The sequence below is a fragment of the Aeromonas sp. 1805 genome (genome assembly GCF_013085525.1).
Taxonomy (GTDB): domain Bacteria; phylum Pseudomonadota; class Gammaproteobacteria; order Enterobacterales; family Aeromonadaceae; genus Aeromonas; species Aeromonas hydrophila.
This window is the reverse complement of record NZ_CP038515.1, coordinates 1,522,740-1,538,693: the sequence shown is the minus strand read 5'-3', so window position 1 is coordinate 1,538,693 and position 15,954 is coordinate 1,522,740. Positions and strand designations below refer to the sequence as shown.

The following is a 15,954-nucleotide window of genomic DNA, read 5'->3' as shown; positions in this document are numbered from 1 at the left end:
GTAACTTTGGGGATGAAATCGGATTCGGCGCTGCTGGATCCTTGAAAGTCAAGGATCTTATTTGCTGGATCCGCGAGGTCGCGGCTAGAGATCCAGCCGCTAAAAACGTAGAATAGCCGGTCTTTAGTTAATCAATCGACGGGAGTTTAGAGTGACTGCTTCGCTATGGCAGCAGTGCCTTAACCGGCTGCAAGATGAGTTGCCCTCGGCAGAATTCAGCATGTGGATCCGGCCGCTTCAAGCGGAGTTGAGTGACAATACTCTGACCCTGTATGCACCGAATCGCTTTGTTCTGGACTGGGTTCGAGACAAGTATCTCATCCGGGTGAACGGCATCATCAATGAACTCTGCGGGGTCGACGGCCCCACTCTGCGTTTTGACATCGGTAATCGTCCCCATCCCGTCGCGGTCGCCAGAGCGCCGGCGCGGGGTGCGGATCCTGTGAATAACTCGCAGAAGAGCTGGGAAAGCAAGGCCGAGGCCAAACCCGAGCCGAACCACAAGAGCAACACCAACGTGAACTATACCTTCGAGAATTTCGTCGAGGGTAAGTCCAACCAGTTGGCCCGTGCGGCTGCCCGTCAGGTTGCCGACAATCCGGGCGGGGCCTACAACCCGCTGTTCCTCTATGGCGGCACCGGTCTGGGCAAGACCCACCTGCTGCATGCCGTCGGCAACGCCATCAAGGAGCGCAAGCAGGACGCCAAGGTCATCTACATGCACTCCGAACGGTTTGTGCAGGACATGGTGAAGGCGCTGCAGAATAACGCCATTGAAGAGTTCAAGCGTTATTACCGTAGCGTCGATGCCCTGCTCATCGATGACATCCAGTTCTTTGCCAACAAGGAGCGCTCCCAGGAGGAGTTCTTCCACACCTTTAACGCCCTGCTCGAAGGCAACCAGCAGATCATCCTGACCTCGGATCGTTATCCGAAGGAGATCAACGGGGTGGAAGATCGTCTCAAGTCCCGCTTCGGCTGGGGCCTGACGGTGGCGATCGAACCGCCGGAGCTGGAAACCCGGGTGGCGATCCTGATGCGCAAGGCGGACGAGAATCAGATCCACCTGCCGGACGAAGTGGCCTTCTTCATCGCCAAACGGCTGCGCTCCAACGTGCGCGAGCTGGAAGGTGCCCTCAACCGGGTGATTGCCAACGCCAACTTTACCGGTCGGGCGATCAATATCGACTTCGTGCGCGAAGCGCTGCGCGACCTGCTGGCGCTGCAGGAGAAGCTGGTCACCATCGACAACATCCAGAAGACGGTGGCGGAGTACTACAAGATCAAGCTGGCGGATCTGCTCTCCAAGCGGCGTTCCCGCTCCGTTGCCCGCCCACGCCAGCTGGCGATGGCGCTGGCCAAGGAGCTGACCAACCATAGCTTGCCGGAGATAGGTGATGCCTTTGGTGGTCGTGACCACACTACCGTGCTTCATGCCTGCCGCAAGATTGAGCAGCTGAAGGAAGAGAGTCACGACATCAAGGAAGACTATTCCAACCTGATCCGTACCCTTTCTTCCTGACAACGGAACGGAGTGGACAGATGCAGTTCGAATATTCCAACCTGATCCGAACCTTTTCCTCCTAATAACAACGGAGAGCACAGATGCAGCTCGAAATTAGCCGTGAGGCCCTGTTACGTCCTCTGCAACTGGTGTCCGGTGCCCTCGGTGGCCGGCCGACCCTGCCAATCCTCGGCAACGTGCTGCTGGATGTCAGCAACGGTCTGCTGTCACTGACCGGGACCGACCTCGAAGTGGAGATGATCGGTCAGGTCTATCTCAACAGCGACAGTCAGGATGGCCGCACCACAGTGCCAGCGCGCAAGCTGCTGGACATCTGCCGCGGTCTGCCGGAGGGGGCGGACATTCGCCTCAATACCGAAGGCGAGCGCCTGATCATCCGTTCCGGCCGCTCCCGCTTCAACCTGTCGACCCTGCCGGCTACCGAATACCCGAATATCGAGGATTGGGAATCCGTGCTCGAGTTCGACATCGGCCAGCTGGAGCTGAAGAAGCTGATCGATGCCACCCAGTTCTCCATGGCCAGCCAGGACGTGCGTTACTACCTGAATGGCATGCTGTTCGAGAGCGAGGGCCATGGCCTGCGTACCGTGGCGACCGACGGTCACCGGCTGGCGACCTGCCGCCGCGAGGTGGTAACGGAATCGCTGCCCGATCATCAGGTCATCCTGCCGCGCAAGGGCGTGCTGGAACTGGTGCGCCTGCTGGAAGCGGAAGACAAGCCGGTACGGCTGCAGATCGGCCGCAGCAACCTGCGTGCGGCGCTGGATGGCTTCATCTTCACCTCCAAGCTGGTGGATGGCCGCTTCCCGGACTGGCGCCGCGTCATTCCGCGCAACAGCGACAAGGCACTGATCGCCGGTCGTGAGGATCTGCGCCAGGCCTTTGCCCGTGCCGCCATCCTCTCCAACGAGAAATTCCGTGGGGTGCGTCTCAATCTGCAGGAAAACCTGCTGCGCATCACCGCCAACAACCCGGAACAGGAAGAAGCCGAAGAGCTGCTTGACGTACAATATGAAGCCGGCGAGATGGAGATTGGTTTCAACGTCTCTTATGTGCTGGACGTGCTGAATACGTTAAAATGTGACCAAATCCGGATCAGCCTGAGCGATTCCATCAGCAGCGCCATTATTGAGGATTTTGACAGTCAGGATGCTCAGTACGTGGTAATGCCGATGCGGATCTAGTCGTGTCCCTGGTCAAACTCCAGCTCAGCGACTTTCGCAATATCCAGCAGGCCAGTCTCGCGCTGTCGCCCGGCCTCAATATCCTGGTCGGGTGCAACGGCAGCGGCAAGACCAGCGTGCTGGAAGCCATTCACTACCTCGGTCTCGGTCGCTCCTTTCGTACTCACCTGACCGGGCGGGTCATCCGCCAGGGGGAGAGGGCGTTTACCCTGTTTGCCCAGTGCGAACTGGAAGGGCGCCAGGTGCCCATCGGCCTCGCCAAGGACAAGAGTGGCGAGACCCAGCTCAAGATCGCCGGTGTCCAGGCCCAGCGCCTGGCCGAGCTGGCCGAATTGCTGCCGGTGCAGTTGATCCATCCAGATGGCTTCAATCTGCTGACCGGCGGGCCTCAGGCTCGTCGAGCCTGGCTCGACTGGGGTGTTTTTCATCAGGAGCCGACCTTCTTCTCCCTGTGGGGGCGAGTGCGTCGGCTGCTGAAACAGCGCAATGCGCTGCTGCGTCAGAGCAGCCAGTATCGCCAGCTGGCGTACTGGGATCAGGAATTGGTACGGCTGGGCGGTGAATTGGCCGAGTTTCGCGCCAGTTATTGTCAGGCCATTACGCCCCTGATCAAGGAGATGACGGCGGATTTTTTGCCGGAATTCGATATCAGTCTTGGATTCTATCGAGGCTGGGAAAAAGATACCCCGCTCAATGAATTGCTGGAGGCGGGGTTTGAGCGGGATCGGGCGCTGGGTTACACAGGAGTAGGCCCACAGAAGGCCGATGTGCGACTCAAGGCGAACGGCGTCCCCGCTCAGGATATTTTGTCCAGGGGTCAGTTGAAGTTGCTGGTCTGTGCCATGCGACTGGCCCAAGGGCTCTATTTGAATCAACATAGCAGCCGTGGCTGTATTTTTTTAATTGATGATTTTGCCTCTGAACTGGATGTCGACAAGCGCCGGTTGCTGGCCGCAAGGCTGAAGCAGTGTGCGTCCCAGGTATTCATTACCGCCATCGACACCGGTCAGCTCGCAGACATGATGGATGCGAATGACTGCAAGTTGTTCCACGTGGAACAAGGCAAGATCTCCGAAACGTTAGAGAAGGCAGAGAGTAAGCTATGAGTGAAAATACTTACGACTCCTCGAATATCAAGGTACTGAAGGGCCTGGATGCGGTCCGCAAGCGCCCGGGGATGTATATCGGCGATACGGATGATGGCTCGGGTCTGCACCACATGGTGTTCGAGGTCGTCGACAACTCCATTGACGAGGCTCTGGCCGGCTACTGCTCCGATATTCAGGTCAAGATTCATTCCGACGGTTCCGTCTCCGTCCGTGACAACGGTCGTGGTATTCCAGTCGACATCCATCCGGAAGAGGGTCGCTCCGCTGCTGAAGTCATCATGACCGTGCTGCATGCGGGCGGCAAGTTTGACGACAACTCCTACAAGGTCTCCGGTGGTCTGCATGGCGTCGGCGTCTCCGTGGTAAACGCCCTCTCTGACAAGCTGCTGCTGACCATCCGTCGCAACGGCCATGTCTACGAGCAGACCTATCACCTGGGTGAGCCGCAGGCACCGCTCAAGCAGATTGGCGACAGCACCGGCACCGGGACCGAAGTCCGCTTCTGGCCGAGCCCGACCATCTTCAGCGATACCCTGTTCCACTACGAGATCCTGGCCAAGCGTCTGCGCGAGCTCTCCTTCCTCAACTCCGGCGTCTCCATTCGCCTGCTGGATGAGCGTGACGGCCGCGAGGCGCACTTCTGCTACGAAGGCGGCATCAAGGCGTTCGTCGAATACCTGAACCAGAACAAAACCCCGATCCACCCGAAGGTGTTCCACTTCACCACCGAGCAGGATGGCATCGGTGTCGAAGTAGCGATGCAGTGGAACGACGCCTATCAGGAAGGGGTCTACTGCTTCACCAACAACATTCCGCAGCGCGATGGTGGTACCCACCTGGTGGGCTTCCGTACCGCGCTGACCCGTACTCTGAACTCCTACATGGACAAAGAGGACTACAGCAAGAAGGCCAAGTCTGCCGCCAGTGGCGACGACGTGCGTGAAGGTCTGATTGCCGTTATCTCCGTCAAGGTGCCGGATCCCAAGTTCTCCTCCCAGACCAAGGACAAGCTGGTCTCTTCCGAAGTGAAGACCGCCGTCGAACAGGCGATGGGTGAGAAGCTGGCCGACTTCCTGCTGGAAAACCCGGGCGATGCCAAGATCGTGGTCAACAAGATCATCGATGCGGCCCGTGCCCGCGAAGCGGCCCGCAAGGCCCGCGAACTGACTCGCCGCAAAGGCGCGCTGGATATCGCCGGTCTGCCCGGCAAGCTGGCCGACTGTCAGGAAAAAGACCCGGCGCTCTCCGAACTCTACATAGTGGAAGGGGACTCTGCTGGCGGTTCCGCCAAGCAGGGTCGCAACCGGAAGAACCAGGCCATCCTGCCGCTCAAGGGCAAGATTCTGAACGTGGAGAAGGCCCGTTTCGACAAGATGATCTCCTCCCAGGAGGTGGGCACCCTGATCACCGCACTGGGCTGTGGCATCGGTCGTGACGAGTACAACCCGGACAAGCTGCGTTACCACAACATCATCATCATGACCGATGCGGACGTCGATGGTGCGCACATCCGTACCCTGCTGCTGACCTTCTTCTATCGTCAGATGCCGGAAATCATCGAGCGTGGCTATGTCTACATCGCCCAGCCGCCGCTCTACAAGGTGAAGAAGGGCAAGCAGGAGCAGTATCTGAAAGACGAAGATGCGCTGCTGCAGTACCAGACTGCCATGGCACTGGACGGTGCGACCCTGCACGTCAACGAGTCTGCCCCGGCCATCGGTGGCGAGGCGCTGGAGCGTCTGGTCAACCAGCATCGCTCGGTGACTCACCTGATCACCCGCATGTCCCGCCGCGCGCCGGAAGCCGTGCTGACCCAGCTGATCTATCAGCCGGAGCTGAACGAAGCGCTGCTGAGCAACGAGAGCGACCTGCTGGCCTGGTGCCAGAGCATGGAAGCCGTGCTCAACGAGAGCAACCACGGCATCCAGTATCAGATGCAGGTACGCCACGACGAAGAGCGCCGTCTGTTCGTGCCGCACGCCGTGGTACGCCAGCACGGGGTTGACCGCGAATACCCGCTCAGCTACGACTTCCTGCAATCCTCCGAGTACCGTCAGCTGGTCTCGCTGGGCAAGGAGATCGCCAACCTGATCGAGGAAGGTGGTTACATCAAGCGTGGCGAGAAGGTGAAGCCGGTCGCCAGCTTCGTGGAAGCGGTCGAGTGGCTGATGGGCGAAGGCAAGCGTGGCATCTACATCCAGCGCTATAAAGGGCTGGGCGAGATGAACCCGGACCAGCTGTGGGAAACCACCATGGATCCGGAAGCCCGTCGCATGCTGCGCGTGACCATCGACGACGCCGTCGGTGCCGACCAGCTCTTCTCCACCCTGATGGGTGATGCCGTTGAGCCACGTCGTGACTTCATCGAGACCAACGCCCTGCGCGTGGCCAACCTCGACGTCTAATTCGACGCTGTCAGCTCGATATAAAAAAGCCGCTCCTGTGAGCGGCTTTTTGTTTTTCTGGCGAAGGAGGTGGCACGTTCCACGTGAAACATGGCTCCGTCTTGATGGTGCCGGCTCAGCCCAGTTCGGGGGCCGGGCAGTAGAGGCGAAGACGATGGCCATCCGGATCGAGCGCCATGCAGGTGTAGCCAAACTCCATCCGGGTCGGTGCCTGGATCAGGGTGAGTCCGCGCGCCAGCCACTCGGCAGACTGGCGATCGACCGCGGCATCATCGGGGAGGGCGAAGGCCAGCTCCATGGCCCCGGCCGTTTGAGTCACGGCGGGCTCGACCGTGGCGCTGGACCAGAGGGCCAGTCTGGCGCCTGATTCGAACACGAACATGGCAAAGGTGGGGGACTCCTCCACCGGTGAGCGTCCGAACAGCTCGCGATAGAAGATCGCGCTGCGAGCCGGGTTGGCAACGTAGAGGATGGTGAACTGGGGGACTAACATGGTGATGCTCCTTGCTGATGAGATGACGCATCGGCGCCGACCCCGTCAGCATGGCGCTGCCTGCTGTCAGTTTCTGTCAGCAATGAATCTGGGCTGTGGGAGTTGCTGGCTGTCGCGCCACTCCTTGAGCAGCCGCTCCCGGCTGCCCGGATAAGGTTCCGCCTCCAGCCGCATCGCGCTGATCCTGTCCACCCGAAAGTGGCGAAAGTCCTGGCGCAGCTCGCACCAGGCCACCAGTACCCGCACCTGGTCGAAGTAGCCGAGGGCACAGGGCCAGACGGTGCGCTCCGAACTCTCCTCCTTGAGATCCCGATAGCTCAGGGTCACCTTGCGCTGCTGGCGGATAGCGCTGCGCAGCGGAGCCTCGTCGACGGGGCTGTCACCGCGAGAGGTGCCGATCAGCAGGGCATTGGCATGCAGCTGTTGACGGTAGTCGGCGGGTAGCACGGCATCTATCTTGGCCAGCGCGCTGCTGGCGGCGGTGCTGAGGGCATGGTCGGCATGGGCCGCCACCCAGCGTGAGCCCAGTACCAGCGCATCCAGCTCCTCTTCACTGAACATCAGCGGCGGCAGCGTGAAGCCGGGGCGCAGCACATAGCCGATGCCCGCTTCCCCCTCGATGTGGGCGCCCTGTGCCTGCAGGGTAGCGATATCCCGATAGAGGGTGCGCAGACTGATGCCAAGCTGGCTGGCCAGCTCGCTGCCGGTGATGGCGTAGCGGTGGCCGCGCAGCAGCTGGAGCAGGGCCAGCAGGCGTTCGGAACGGGACATGATGTGGCTCCTCAAGATCTCCGCTCAGGGTGCCATGTTGTGACTGGGGGAGAAAGTTGAATGTGGAAAAAGCCTGCAACGGGCGGCGAGAAGATTTTTCGATCAGGACCCTTGAAAGCCGAAAGCGGGCCCCTATATAGATAACAAGGCCGGAACGCTCGACAGAGGTTTCGACCAGGCGCCCGTCCATCAGGAGGGCAAACAATCAGTTATCGCTCAAAAGAGGATAATACTATGCGTTCTATCGACTTTTCTCCGCTCTATCGTTCTGCCATCGGTTTCGATCGTCTGGCCAATCTCATCGAATCTGCGGCCAGCAATGGCAATGCCGGTTATCCCCCCTACAACATCGAGCAGCTGGGTGACAGCGACTACCGCATCAGCATGGCGGTGGCGGGCTTTACCCAGGAAGAGCTGGAGCTGAGCTTCCAGGAAAATCTGCTGACGGTGAAGGGCAACAAGCAGGCCGATACCGAGCGCAACTACCTCTACCAAGGCATAGCCGAACGCGGTTTCGAGCGTCGCTTCCAGCTGGCTGACTATGTGCGGGTGAAGGGGGCCGATCTGAAAAACGGTCTGCTTCACATCGACCTGGTGCGCGAAGTGCCCGAGGCGATGAAGCCCCGCAAGATCGAGATCAACGGCTGATAGCCTGACCTCATTGAATTGTTGACGTTTCCCGGGTGCCGATGACGGGCCCGTGGAGAAGTGAAACCTGTTGCTTATAGAAGGATAGGATTATGCGTAACCTCGATTTTTCTCATCTCTATTCCAATGCCGTCGGCTTCGAGCGGATGGCCCGTGAGCTGGAAGGTCTGTTCGAGCAGAAGACTGCCTCTTACCCGCCGTACAACATCGAAAAGCGCGATCACGACGGCTATCGCATCACGGTTGCCGTGGCCGGCTTCGAGCGCGAAGAGCTGGAGCTGGAAACCGAAAACGGCACCCTCAAGGTGAAGGGGCGCAAAGCCGCCGCCGATGAGCGCCAGTTCCTCCATCAGGGGATCGCTGAACGCGACTTCGAGCTCGCCTTCAAGCTGAGCCAGCATGTGGAAGTGCAGGGCGCCAAGCTGGAGCATGGCCTGCTGACCATCGATCTGGCGCGTGAGCTGCCGGAGGCGCTCAAGCCCCGTGCCATCCCCATCGGCAAGCCCGAGCAGCTGGCGTTGCCCGGTTAAGCCAACCGGCGCGCGATAAACAAGAGAGGCCTGCATGTGCAGGCCTCTCTGTTTTTGTATCACCGAACTGGCTTAGCCGGCGTAGAGGGCGTTGATCTCGTCGGCCAGGATGGCGATGCCACGGCGTACCAGTTCCTCGCTCTGGGAGTAGTTGAGGCGGATACACTCCTGGCTGTGGCGCCACTCGGGGTCGTCGATGCCGGGGAAGAAGTAGTGACCCGGCACGATCAGCAGGTTCTTCGCCTTCAATCGCTCGTACAGCTCCTGACAGTGGATCGGCAGGCCTTCGAACCAGAGCCAGAGGAAGAGGGCGCCTTCCGGCTTGTGGATGTGAAAGCGCGGATCGGGGATCGCTTCGCGCAGCAGTTGCACCGCCAGCTCCGCCTTCTGCTGATAGAAGGGTTTCACCACCTGTTCGCTGAGGGCGATGATCTCGCCGCTCTCGATCATCGGAATGGTGATGGCGGGGCCCAGACTGCCCGGTGCCAGATTGATGATGCCGCTCAGGTTGGTGATGGCCTGAATGATCTTTTCGTCGGCGATGACGATGCCGCAGCGGGTGCCCGGCAGGCCGAGCTTGGAGAGGCTCATGCAGAGGATGGTATTGGCGTTCCAGAACGGCTTGGCCTCGCTGAAGATGATGCCCGGGAAAGGGACGCCGTAGGCGTTGTCGATCAGCAGCGGAATGCCCTTGTCGCGGGCAATCTGATCGAGGTGCTCGATCTCTTCATCGGTCAGCACGTTGCCGGTGGGGTTGGTGGGTCGGGAGACGCAGATCACCCCGATGTCGTCACCCACCTGCAGGCTCTCGAAGTCCACGTGGTACTTGAACTGGCCGTCGGCCAGCTTCTCTATGGTGGGCTTATAGGCCACGAAGTAGTCGTCCGCCAGTGCCGAGTCGGCATAGCCGATGTACTCGGGGGCGAGCGGGAACAGCACCTTCTTCTTGCGGCCATCGGCAAATTCGCCCGCCAGTAGGTTGAACAGATAGAAGAAGGCGTTCTGACTGCCGTTGGTCAGGGCGATGTTGCGGGCGGAGATGTCCCAGCCCAGCTCCTTGCTGAGCAGGGCCGCCAGCGCCTTGGTGAACCTGTCCTTGCCCTGGGGGCCATCGTAGTTGGCCATCGCCTTCACCAGCTCACCGTTGTCGAGCAGGCTCTTGGCCTCTGCCTGGAAGCGTTCCAGCATGGCGGGGATGGGGGCCGGGTTGCCGCCACCCAGCATGATGGCGTCCGGATTGGTCAGCCCCTGATTAAGGTCATCCATGAGTTGGGTAATACCGGCATGGCGAGTGAACTTCTCGCCGAACAAGGAAAATTCCATTCGGTGACAGATCCAGAGTCAGTTACGGGGGAGCTAGCACCATAGCTCAGTTTAAAAGCGGGTGTCGATCAAAAAAATGGGACGTTCCACGTGGAACAGCAGACAAAAATTAAGTGTGGTGAAAATGACCACTTGTTGGTTCAATCCTGACTACAGGATGTTTTCCAACTGGCGCCAACTTCCATTTAAAAATTATTAATTTAAACAAAATCATGTCGTTATAGATGTGGCACAACAATTGGAATAGCTATCTGGTCATCTCAACCACACCGGAGCACACCAGATGAAAATCCTGATCGCAACCTTGATTGCCAGCAGCCTGAGCCTGAACGTCATGGCCGACGAGTACCCCAGACCCGAACTGGACAGCGCCAAGCTGGCGCAGGAGATAGCGGCCCAGCAGCAGCAGGCCTCCCATGCGGTGGTGGAGGAGGCTATTCACAACCTCAAACCGCTGGCGCTGGAGACCCTGGTGGTGGAGGCGAGCTCGGCCGATGCGACTCACCCCGAGAGTTGAGATAGCGCAGCGGGGTCTGCCCCGTGTGTTGTCTGAAGAAGCTGATGAAGGCGCTGTCGCTGGCGAACTCCAGCGTTGCCGCTACCCGGCTGATGGGTTCGGCCTCGGCCAGCAGTTCCAGCGCCCGCAACAGTCGCCACTGCTGGCGCCAGGCCTGGTAGCTCATGCCGGTCTCCCGCATGAAGATACGACCTATGGTCTTGTCACTGGCACCCACCCGTTCGGCCAGCCGGTTGAGCCGATCGGGCAGGGTGTCGCCCCGCTTCACTTCCTGCAGCCAGCCGGCCAGACGCGAGTCTGACGGCAGCGGCAACTGCCAGGACTCCCGAGGCGCTTGCGCCAGCTCCTCCTGCAACAGCGCCAGCGTACAATGCTGCTCCGCTGCCGGTTTGTCCCACGGCCAGATCGCCATCCGCTCGATGATCTCCCGCAACAGCGGGTTGACCGCCAGCACCGCCATCTCGGTCGGCAAGCCGGGCTCCGGCTGGAAGTAGAGGGAGCGATACGCCACCACTCCGCGCATCAGCACCCGATGGGGCAGCCCTGCCGGCAACCAGGCCGCTCGTGTCGGCGGCAGCAGGCAGACCTGATCGTCCAGCTCTATGGTCATGCAGCCGGCCTGGGCGAACAGCAGCTGATGACGCCTGTGCTGATGGCGACCGGAGTCGTGCCAGCCGAGGGCGGAGGCGATCCCGATGGCGCTGCCGTCGTGCTGATCCGGGTCAAAAGGGTGATCGGGAAGAATAAAGGCCATGTGTCCGATTATTGATGTTTATAGTCCTGTTTATTGTAATCGGACAATCGGCATCACTCTAGAATGACGGCCTCTTGTGAAGGAGGTTTGTCATGAACAACAAGTTGCCACCGCTCTGGCTGGTGGTCGGATTGATGATGTTTCCGCAGATAGTGGAGACCATCTACAGCCCGGTGCTGACCCATATCGCCAGCCAGTTTCGGGTAAGCGAGGAGCAGGCATCCCAGACCCTGTCGGTCTATTTTCTGGCGTTTGCGGCGGGCGTGGTCTGCTGGGGCCGACTGTGCGATCTGGTCGGGCGGCGTCCCGCCATGCTGGCGGGGCTGATGACCTATGGCGCCGGCACTCTGCTGGCGTTGCTGGCCACTCAATTTGAAACCCTGCTGTTGGCCCGGGTCATCGCCGCTTTCGGCGCCGCCGTGGGCTCCGTGGTGACCCAGACCATGCTGCGCGACAGTTATCAGGGCAGCGATCTGGCGCGGGTCTTTTCGGTGATGGGCATCGCGCTCTCCCTCAGTCCGGTGCTGGGGCTGGTGAGCGGCGGCCAGCTGGCGAGCGGGTTCGGCTATCTCGGGGTATTCAGCGCCCTGCTGGTGTTGGCAGTCGGATTGCTGCTGGTCACTTGCTGGCAACTGCCGGAAACCCGGCCGGCCATCACCCAGCGGGTGGCGCTCTGGCCGCTGGCACAACGGATGATGCGTGATGCAGCCTTGTGGCGCAGCGCGGCTCTGGTGGCGCTGTTCAACACCATGCTGTTTGGCTACTACAGCCTGGCTCCCTTTCTGTTTGCCGGGCTGGGGTTGAGTGCGGGTGAGTTTGGTTACTCCGGCATCTTGCTGGCGCTGGCGACCCTGGGGGGCAGCCTGCTCAACAAGCGCCTGCTGGGGCGTGGCTGGTCGCCTGCCTCGCTGATCCGGCTTGCTGCCGCGTTGGCGCTGGGGTCCGGCTGGCTGGTGTGGGCCAGTCAGACTTCGCTCTGGTTTCTGCTGCCCATGATGGGGGTGGTGGTGGCGTTCGGGCTGGCGATCCCCAATGTACTGAGCCAGGCGCTGCTGGCCTATCGGGAGGTGGCAGGCAGTGCCGGCGCCCTGTTCGGGCTCGGTTACTACCTGTTGCTCAGTCTGGGGTTGGCGGTTGCCGCCAGCTTGCAGGATCTCGGTCTGCTGCTCGGTGGCTGCGGTCTGCTGGCTCTCTGCTGTGGTTGGCGTCGTTCCACGTGAAACATCAGCTGCCAATAAAACGGTAGCCGATGCCGGATTCGGTCTCGATCAGGGTGGGTTGCTGGGAATGTTGCCGCCCAGCTTCTTGCTGCAACATCAGCTGCCGATAAAACGGTAGCCGATGCCGGATTCAGTTTCGATCAGCGTGGGTTGCTGGGGGTTATCTCCCAGCTTCTTGCGCAGGCTGGCGATGACGATGCGCAGGTAGTGGGTGTCTTCCTTGTGGCTCGGTCCCCAGATGTCGTTGAGCAGCTGGGTCTGCAGTACCAGCTTGCCGGGGTGGCACACCAGTGCCTGCAGCAGGGCGAACTCCTTGCGGGAGAGGGGCACCTCTTCTTCCCCCAGGGTGACCCTGTGGCTGCTGCTGTCCAGGGTCAGCCCGCACTGGGGGAAGTGGCGCAGCTCGCCGCTGCTGACCCCGGCCCGCTGGCGCAGCAGCACCCGAATGCGGGCCATCATCTCGCCGATGCCGAACGGCTTGCTCATGTAGTCGTTGGCTCCCGCATCCAGCAAGCGCACCTTCTCCTGTTCAGAGTCCCGTGCCGACAGCACCAGTACCGGGTGCTGATGGTGCTCGCGAATGGCCTGCAACACCTGGATGCCGTCTCCGTCCGGCAGGCCGAGGTCCAGGATCACCAGATCGGGATTGAGGTGGCGATACTGCGCCAGCCCCTCGTTGACGCCGACCGCCTCGCTCACCTGATGCCCCTCGGCGATCAGGCTGATCCGCAAAAAACGGCGGATGGCCGCCTCGTCGTCGATGACCAGTATGTGAGCCATTCAGCCTCCAGCTGGATAGAGTAAAAATGTTCAGGCCGCGGCTGCATTGAGCGCCAGCGGCAGGGAGATGCGCATGCAGGTGCCGTTGCCGTTGGGGCCGGAAAATGCCCAGATGCGGCCGCCGTGGGCCTCTATCATAGCGCGGGAAATGGCGAGGCCAAGCCCGGTGCCGCGGCTGCCGCAGTCGCCAACTGGCTGGGTGTAGAACAGATTGAAGATCTTGTCCCGATCCGACTCGGCAATGCCGACCCCGATGTCGATGATGTCGAGGATGAGATCGGGGTCCGCCAGCATCACCTTGAACTCGATGGGGGTGCCGGCCGGCGAATAGCGGGAGGCGTTGTCGAGAATGTTGACCAGCACCTGCTCGATCAGGGCGCCGTGCACATAGAGCCGGGGGATCTGCTGATCGAAGTGCACCAGCAGCTTGTGCTGGCGCCAGGAGGAGTCGAGCCGGCGGCGGGCGTTCTCCACCAGATCCGCCAGGTCGACCCAGTCCCGTTTCAGCTGGAAATCCGGCGAGCCGATGCGGGTCATGTCCAGCAGGTTCTGCACATAGCTGTGCAGGCGGCGCGCCTCGTCCTGCACCGAGTGCAGCAGCTCGCTGCGATCTTCGCTGCTGATCCGGTCACCATATTCCAGCAGGGTGCTGCCGGCCCCCATGATGGTGGCCAGTGGCGTCTTCAGATCGTGCGAAACCGAGGAGAGCAGGGCGGCGCGCATCCGGTCGGTCTCCGCCTGCAGCTGGCTGTCGGCCAGCCGTTCGTTGAGATCGATCCGGGCCAGCGCGGCGCGGATATCGGTGAGCAGGGCCTGCAGCTGATGCTCGGCCGAGGAGGCGAGCGGATTGGCCAGCACTATCCCCAGCACCAGTTCATCGCTGAGGTGGTGGTACTGGGCTTCGGCCGCGTTGAGGGTGGCGGTGTGGGCGCCGGCGCTCTGTTTCTGGGCCAGACACCAGTCGATGGCCGCCTTGTCGGTCTGCCCCGGCTTGTGCTGGGTCGAGCCGGCCCTGTGCTGGTAGTGCTGATCGAGGGCGAACACCGGCTGGCCCAGTGCCAGCGAGATGGCCTGGGATCCCTGTCTGAGCACCTCTTCCGGGCTGCTGGCGGTGGCCAGCCCCTGGCTCAGCGACAGCAGGGCGTTGCCCAGTTGCTGGGTCTCGCGCAGGCCGATCAGCTGTTGCCGCTGACGGGAGGCGAGCCGCCCGGCCGTGATGCCGACGATCAGCAGCACGAACAGAGTGAGCAGATCGCTGTGGCTGGCCACGCTCAAAGAGAAGTAGGGGGCGGTGAACAGCAGATTGTGGCCGACGAAGCCCAGCACCGCAGCCAGGATGGCGGGCATCAGGCTGGTGGTGAGCGCGGTGGCCAGCACCCCCAGCACGAACAGCATGGGCAGGGAGGCGGGCGGCAGCCAGTGGGAGAGGCCCCAGACGGCGGCCGAGGTGGTCCCCATGATGGCCACCGCCAGCAGGCTCTGGCGAATGTCCTTGGGGTGGAGCGGCTGCAAGCCCAGGCTGGGCTTGCGCTTCTCGGTATCCACCAGCGTGATCTCGAGTCCTTGCGCCTGCTTGAGCAGATGTTGCACCAGCGAGCGACGCCAGGGTGCCTTGTGGGGTTTGCCCAGCAGCAGTTGCGATACCTGCTGCTGCTCGGCGGTCTCCAGCAGGGTGTCGGCCACCGCCGGACTGGAGAGGGTCAGCACCTTGGCCCCCAGCTGGGAAGCGAGCGCCAGCGCCTGCTCCAGCTCGACCGAGCGCTGCCCCTTGCTGTCGATGTGCACCACCAGCCAGGGTAGCTGGCGGCGCTGGGCGAAGCGGTGGCCATATCGCACCAGGGCCGCGCCGTGCTGATCGCCGAGGCAGACCATCAGCTTGCCTCGCAGCGGCAGAGTGGTCTTGCCGGCGGCCTGCCACTGCAGCTGCAGATCCCCCTCCACGTGGCTGGCGGCGGTCTGCATCGCCAGCTCGCGCAGGGCAGTCAGGTTGTTGAGAGAGAAAAAAGACTGCAGGGCGGCCTTGGCCTGATGGGGCACATAGACCTTGCCCTCCTTGAGACGGCCGAGCAGCTCTTTGGGGGGGAGGTCGATCAGCACCAGGCTGTCGGCTTCCAGCAGCACCTGATCCGGCAGGGTCTCCTTGACCCTGACCCCGGTCAGCTGCCACACCAGATCGTTGAGGCTCTCCAGGTGCTGCACGTTTAGGGTGGTGTAGACGTCGATGCCGGCGCCCAGCAACTCCTCCACATCCTGCCAGCGCTTCTCGTGGCGGCTGCCGGGGGCGTTGCTGTGGGCCAGTTCGTCCACCACGGCGATGGCGGGCTTGCGGGCCAGCAGGCCGTCCAGATCCATCTCCTCCAGTCGTTGCTGGCGGTGCAGGTGCAGCTTGCGCGGCTGGATGGCGAGCTTGTCGAGCAGGGCCAGGGTCTCCTGGCGGCCGTGGGTCTCCACCACCCCGATCAGGATGTCGACCCCCTCCTTGGCCTGCTCCCGCACCGCCTGCAGCATGGCGTAGGTCTTGCCGACGCCGGGGGCGGCACCGAGAAACACCTTCAGCTTGCCCCTGTGCTCCTGTTCCAGGCTCGCCAGCAGGGCGTCCGCCCTCAACTCATCACGCATCCCCGTGCTCCCGTTGCATCGGCCGAACTGCGGCCGTGACCTCATTGCTCATGCTTGTCCCCGTTGTCGAAAGGGA

General features: G+C 61.6%; 14 protein-coding genes. 8 read left to right on the top strand and 6 right to left on the bottom strand.

Translation table 11 applies throughout. The annotated features are described in order from the left end of the window. The first annotated feature begins 151 nt into the window (after window positions 1-151). From dnaA to gyrB, 4 genes are all read left to right on the top strand, one after another. Window positions 152-1,522, top strand: coding sequence for a chromosomal replication initiator protein DnaA (gene dnaA, locus E5E96_RS07295; RefSeq protein WP_005307141.1), 1,371 nt, complete (start codon window positions 152-154; stop codon window positions 1,520-1,522). 83 nt (window positions 1,523-1,605) lie between these two features. Beyond that, window positions 1,606-2,709 (top strand): DNA polymerase III subunit beta, encoded by a 1,104-nt coding sequence (gene dnaN, locus E5E96_RS07290; protein WP_011704048.1) that lies wholly within the window; start codon window positions 1,606-1,608, stop codon window positions 2,707-2,709. A 2-nt stretch (window positions 2,710-2,711) separates the two neighbouring features. Then, entirely contained in the window at window positions 2,712-3,815 is a 1,104-nt protein-coding gene (gene recF, locus E5E96_RS07285) for a DNA replication/repair protein RecF (protein WP_171281841.1), read from the top strand. Beyond that, complete coding sequence (gene gyrB / locus E5E96_RS07280) at window positions 3,812-6,223, top strand: DNA topoisomerase (ATP-hydrolyzing) subunit B (protein ID WP_171281840.1); 2,412 nt, start codon at window positions 3,812-3,814, stop codon at window positions 6,221-6,223. Before recF ends, gyrB begins: the two co-directional genes overlap by 4 nt. Window positions 6,224-6,338: 115 nt before the next feature. Here the strand turns inward: gyrB and E5E96_RS07275 are convergent, their stop codons facing one another. Both E5E96_RS07275 and E5E96_RS07270 read right to left on the bottom strand, forming a co-directional pair. Further along, a complete protein-coding gene (locus tag E5E96_RS07275; RefSeq protein ID WP_043126197.1) occupies window positions 6,339-6,716 on the bottom strand; it encodes a VOC family protein in 378 nt (125 codons plus the stop codon). Window positions 6,717-6,782: 66 nt separating this feature from the next. Beyond that, a complete protein-coding gene (locus tag E5E96_RS07270) occupies window positions 6,783-7,487 on the bottom strand; it encodes a YafY family protein (RefSeq protein ID WP_171281839.1) in 705 nt (234 codons plus the stop codon). 234 nt (window positions 7,488-7,721) lie between these two features. Between E5E96_RS07270 and E5E96_RS07265 the strand changes: the two genes are divergently transcribed. Continuing rightward, the gene (locus tag E5E96_RS07265) at window positions 7,722-8,135 is read left to right on the top strand and encodes an Hsp20 family protein (RefSeq protein WP_010635612.1); all 414 of its coding nucleotides are present in this window, start codon (window positions 7,722-7,724) and stop codon (window positions 8,133-8,135) included. Between the two features lie 92 nt (window positions 8,136-8,227). Further along, window positions 8,228-8,665 carry an Hsp20 family protein gene (locus tag E5E96_RS07260; RefSeq protein ID WP_171281838.1) on the top strand — a complete coding sequence of 146 codons (438 nt, stop codon included), beginning with the start codon at window positions 8,228-8,230 and terminating at the stop codon, window positions 8,663-8,665. A 72-nt stretch (window positions 8,666-8,737) separates the two neighbouring features. On the opposite strand, the gene E5E96_RS07255 is transcribed toward E5E96_RS07260, so the two are convergent. Continuing rightward, window positions 8,738-9,988 carry a valine--pyruvate transaminase gene (locus tag E5E96_RS07255; protein WP_045788723.1) on the bottom strand — a complete coding sequence of 417 codons (1,251 nt, stop codon included), beginning with the start codon at window positions 9,986-9,988 and terminating at the stop codon, window positions 8,738-8,740. 283 nt (window positions 9,989-10,271) lie between these two features. On the opposite strand from E5E96_RS07255, the gene E5E96_RS07250 reads away from it, so the two are divergent. Continuing rightward, window positions 10,272-10,505, top strand: a complete 234-nt coding sequence (locus E5E96_RS07250; protein ID WP_016348875.1) for a hypothetical protein — start codon at window positions 10,272-10,274, stop codon at window positions 10,503-10,505. Here E5E96_RS07250 and E5E96_RS07245 read toward each other — a convergent pair. Next, window positions 10,435-11,259, bottom strand: coding sequence for a helix-turn-helix domain-containing protein (locus E5E96_RS07245; RefSeq protein WP_171281837.1), 825 nt, complete (start codon window positions 11,257-11,259; stop codon window positions 10,435-10,437). The genes E5E96_RS07250 and E5E96_RS07245 overlap by 71 nt on opposite strands. 92 nt (window positions 11,260-11,351) lie before the next feature. Between E5E96_RS07245 and E5E96_RS07240 the strand changes: the two genes are divergently transcribed. Beyond that, window positions 11,352-12,479 carry a multidrug effflux MFS transporter gene (locus E5E96_RS07240; RefSeq protein ID WP_171281836.1) on the top strand — a complete coding sequence of 376 codons (1,128 nt, stop codon included), beginning with the start codon at window positions 11,352-11,354 and terminating at the stop codon, window positions 12,477-12,479. 96 nt (window positions 12,480-12,575) lie between these two features. Here E5E96_RS07240 and E5E96_RS07235 read toward each other — a convergent pair whose 3' ends face one another. Further along, window positions 12,576-13,259, bottom strand: a complete 684-nt coding sequence (locus tag E5E96_RS07235; protein WP_024946253.1) for a response regulator — start codon at window positions 13,257-13,259, stop codon at window positions 12,576-12,578. A 30-nt stretch (window positions 13,260-13,289) separates the two neighbouring features. Next, window positions 13,290-15,878 carry a sensor histidine kinase KdpD gene (locus E5E96_RS07230; protein WP_171281835.1) on the bottom strand — a complete coding sequence of 863 codons (2,589 nt, stop codon included), beginning with the start codon at window positions 15,876-15,878 and terminating at the stop codon, window positions 13,290-13,292. Between the last annotated feature and the right edge of the window lie 76 nt (window positions 15,879-15,954).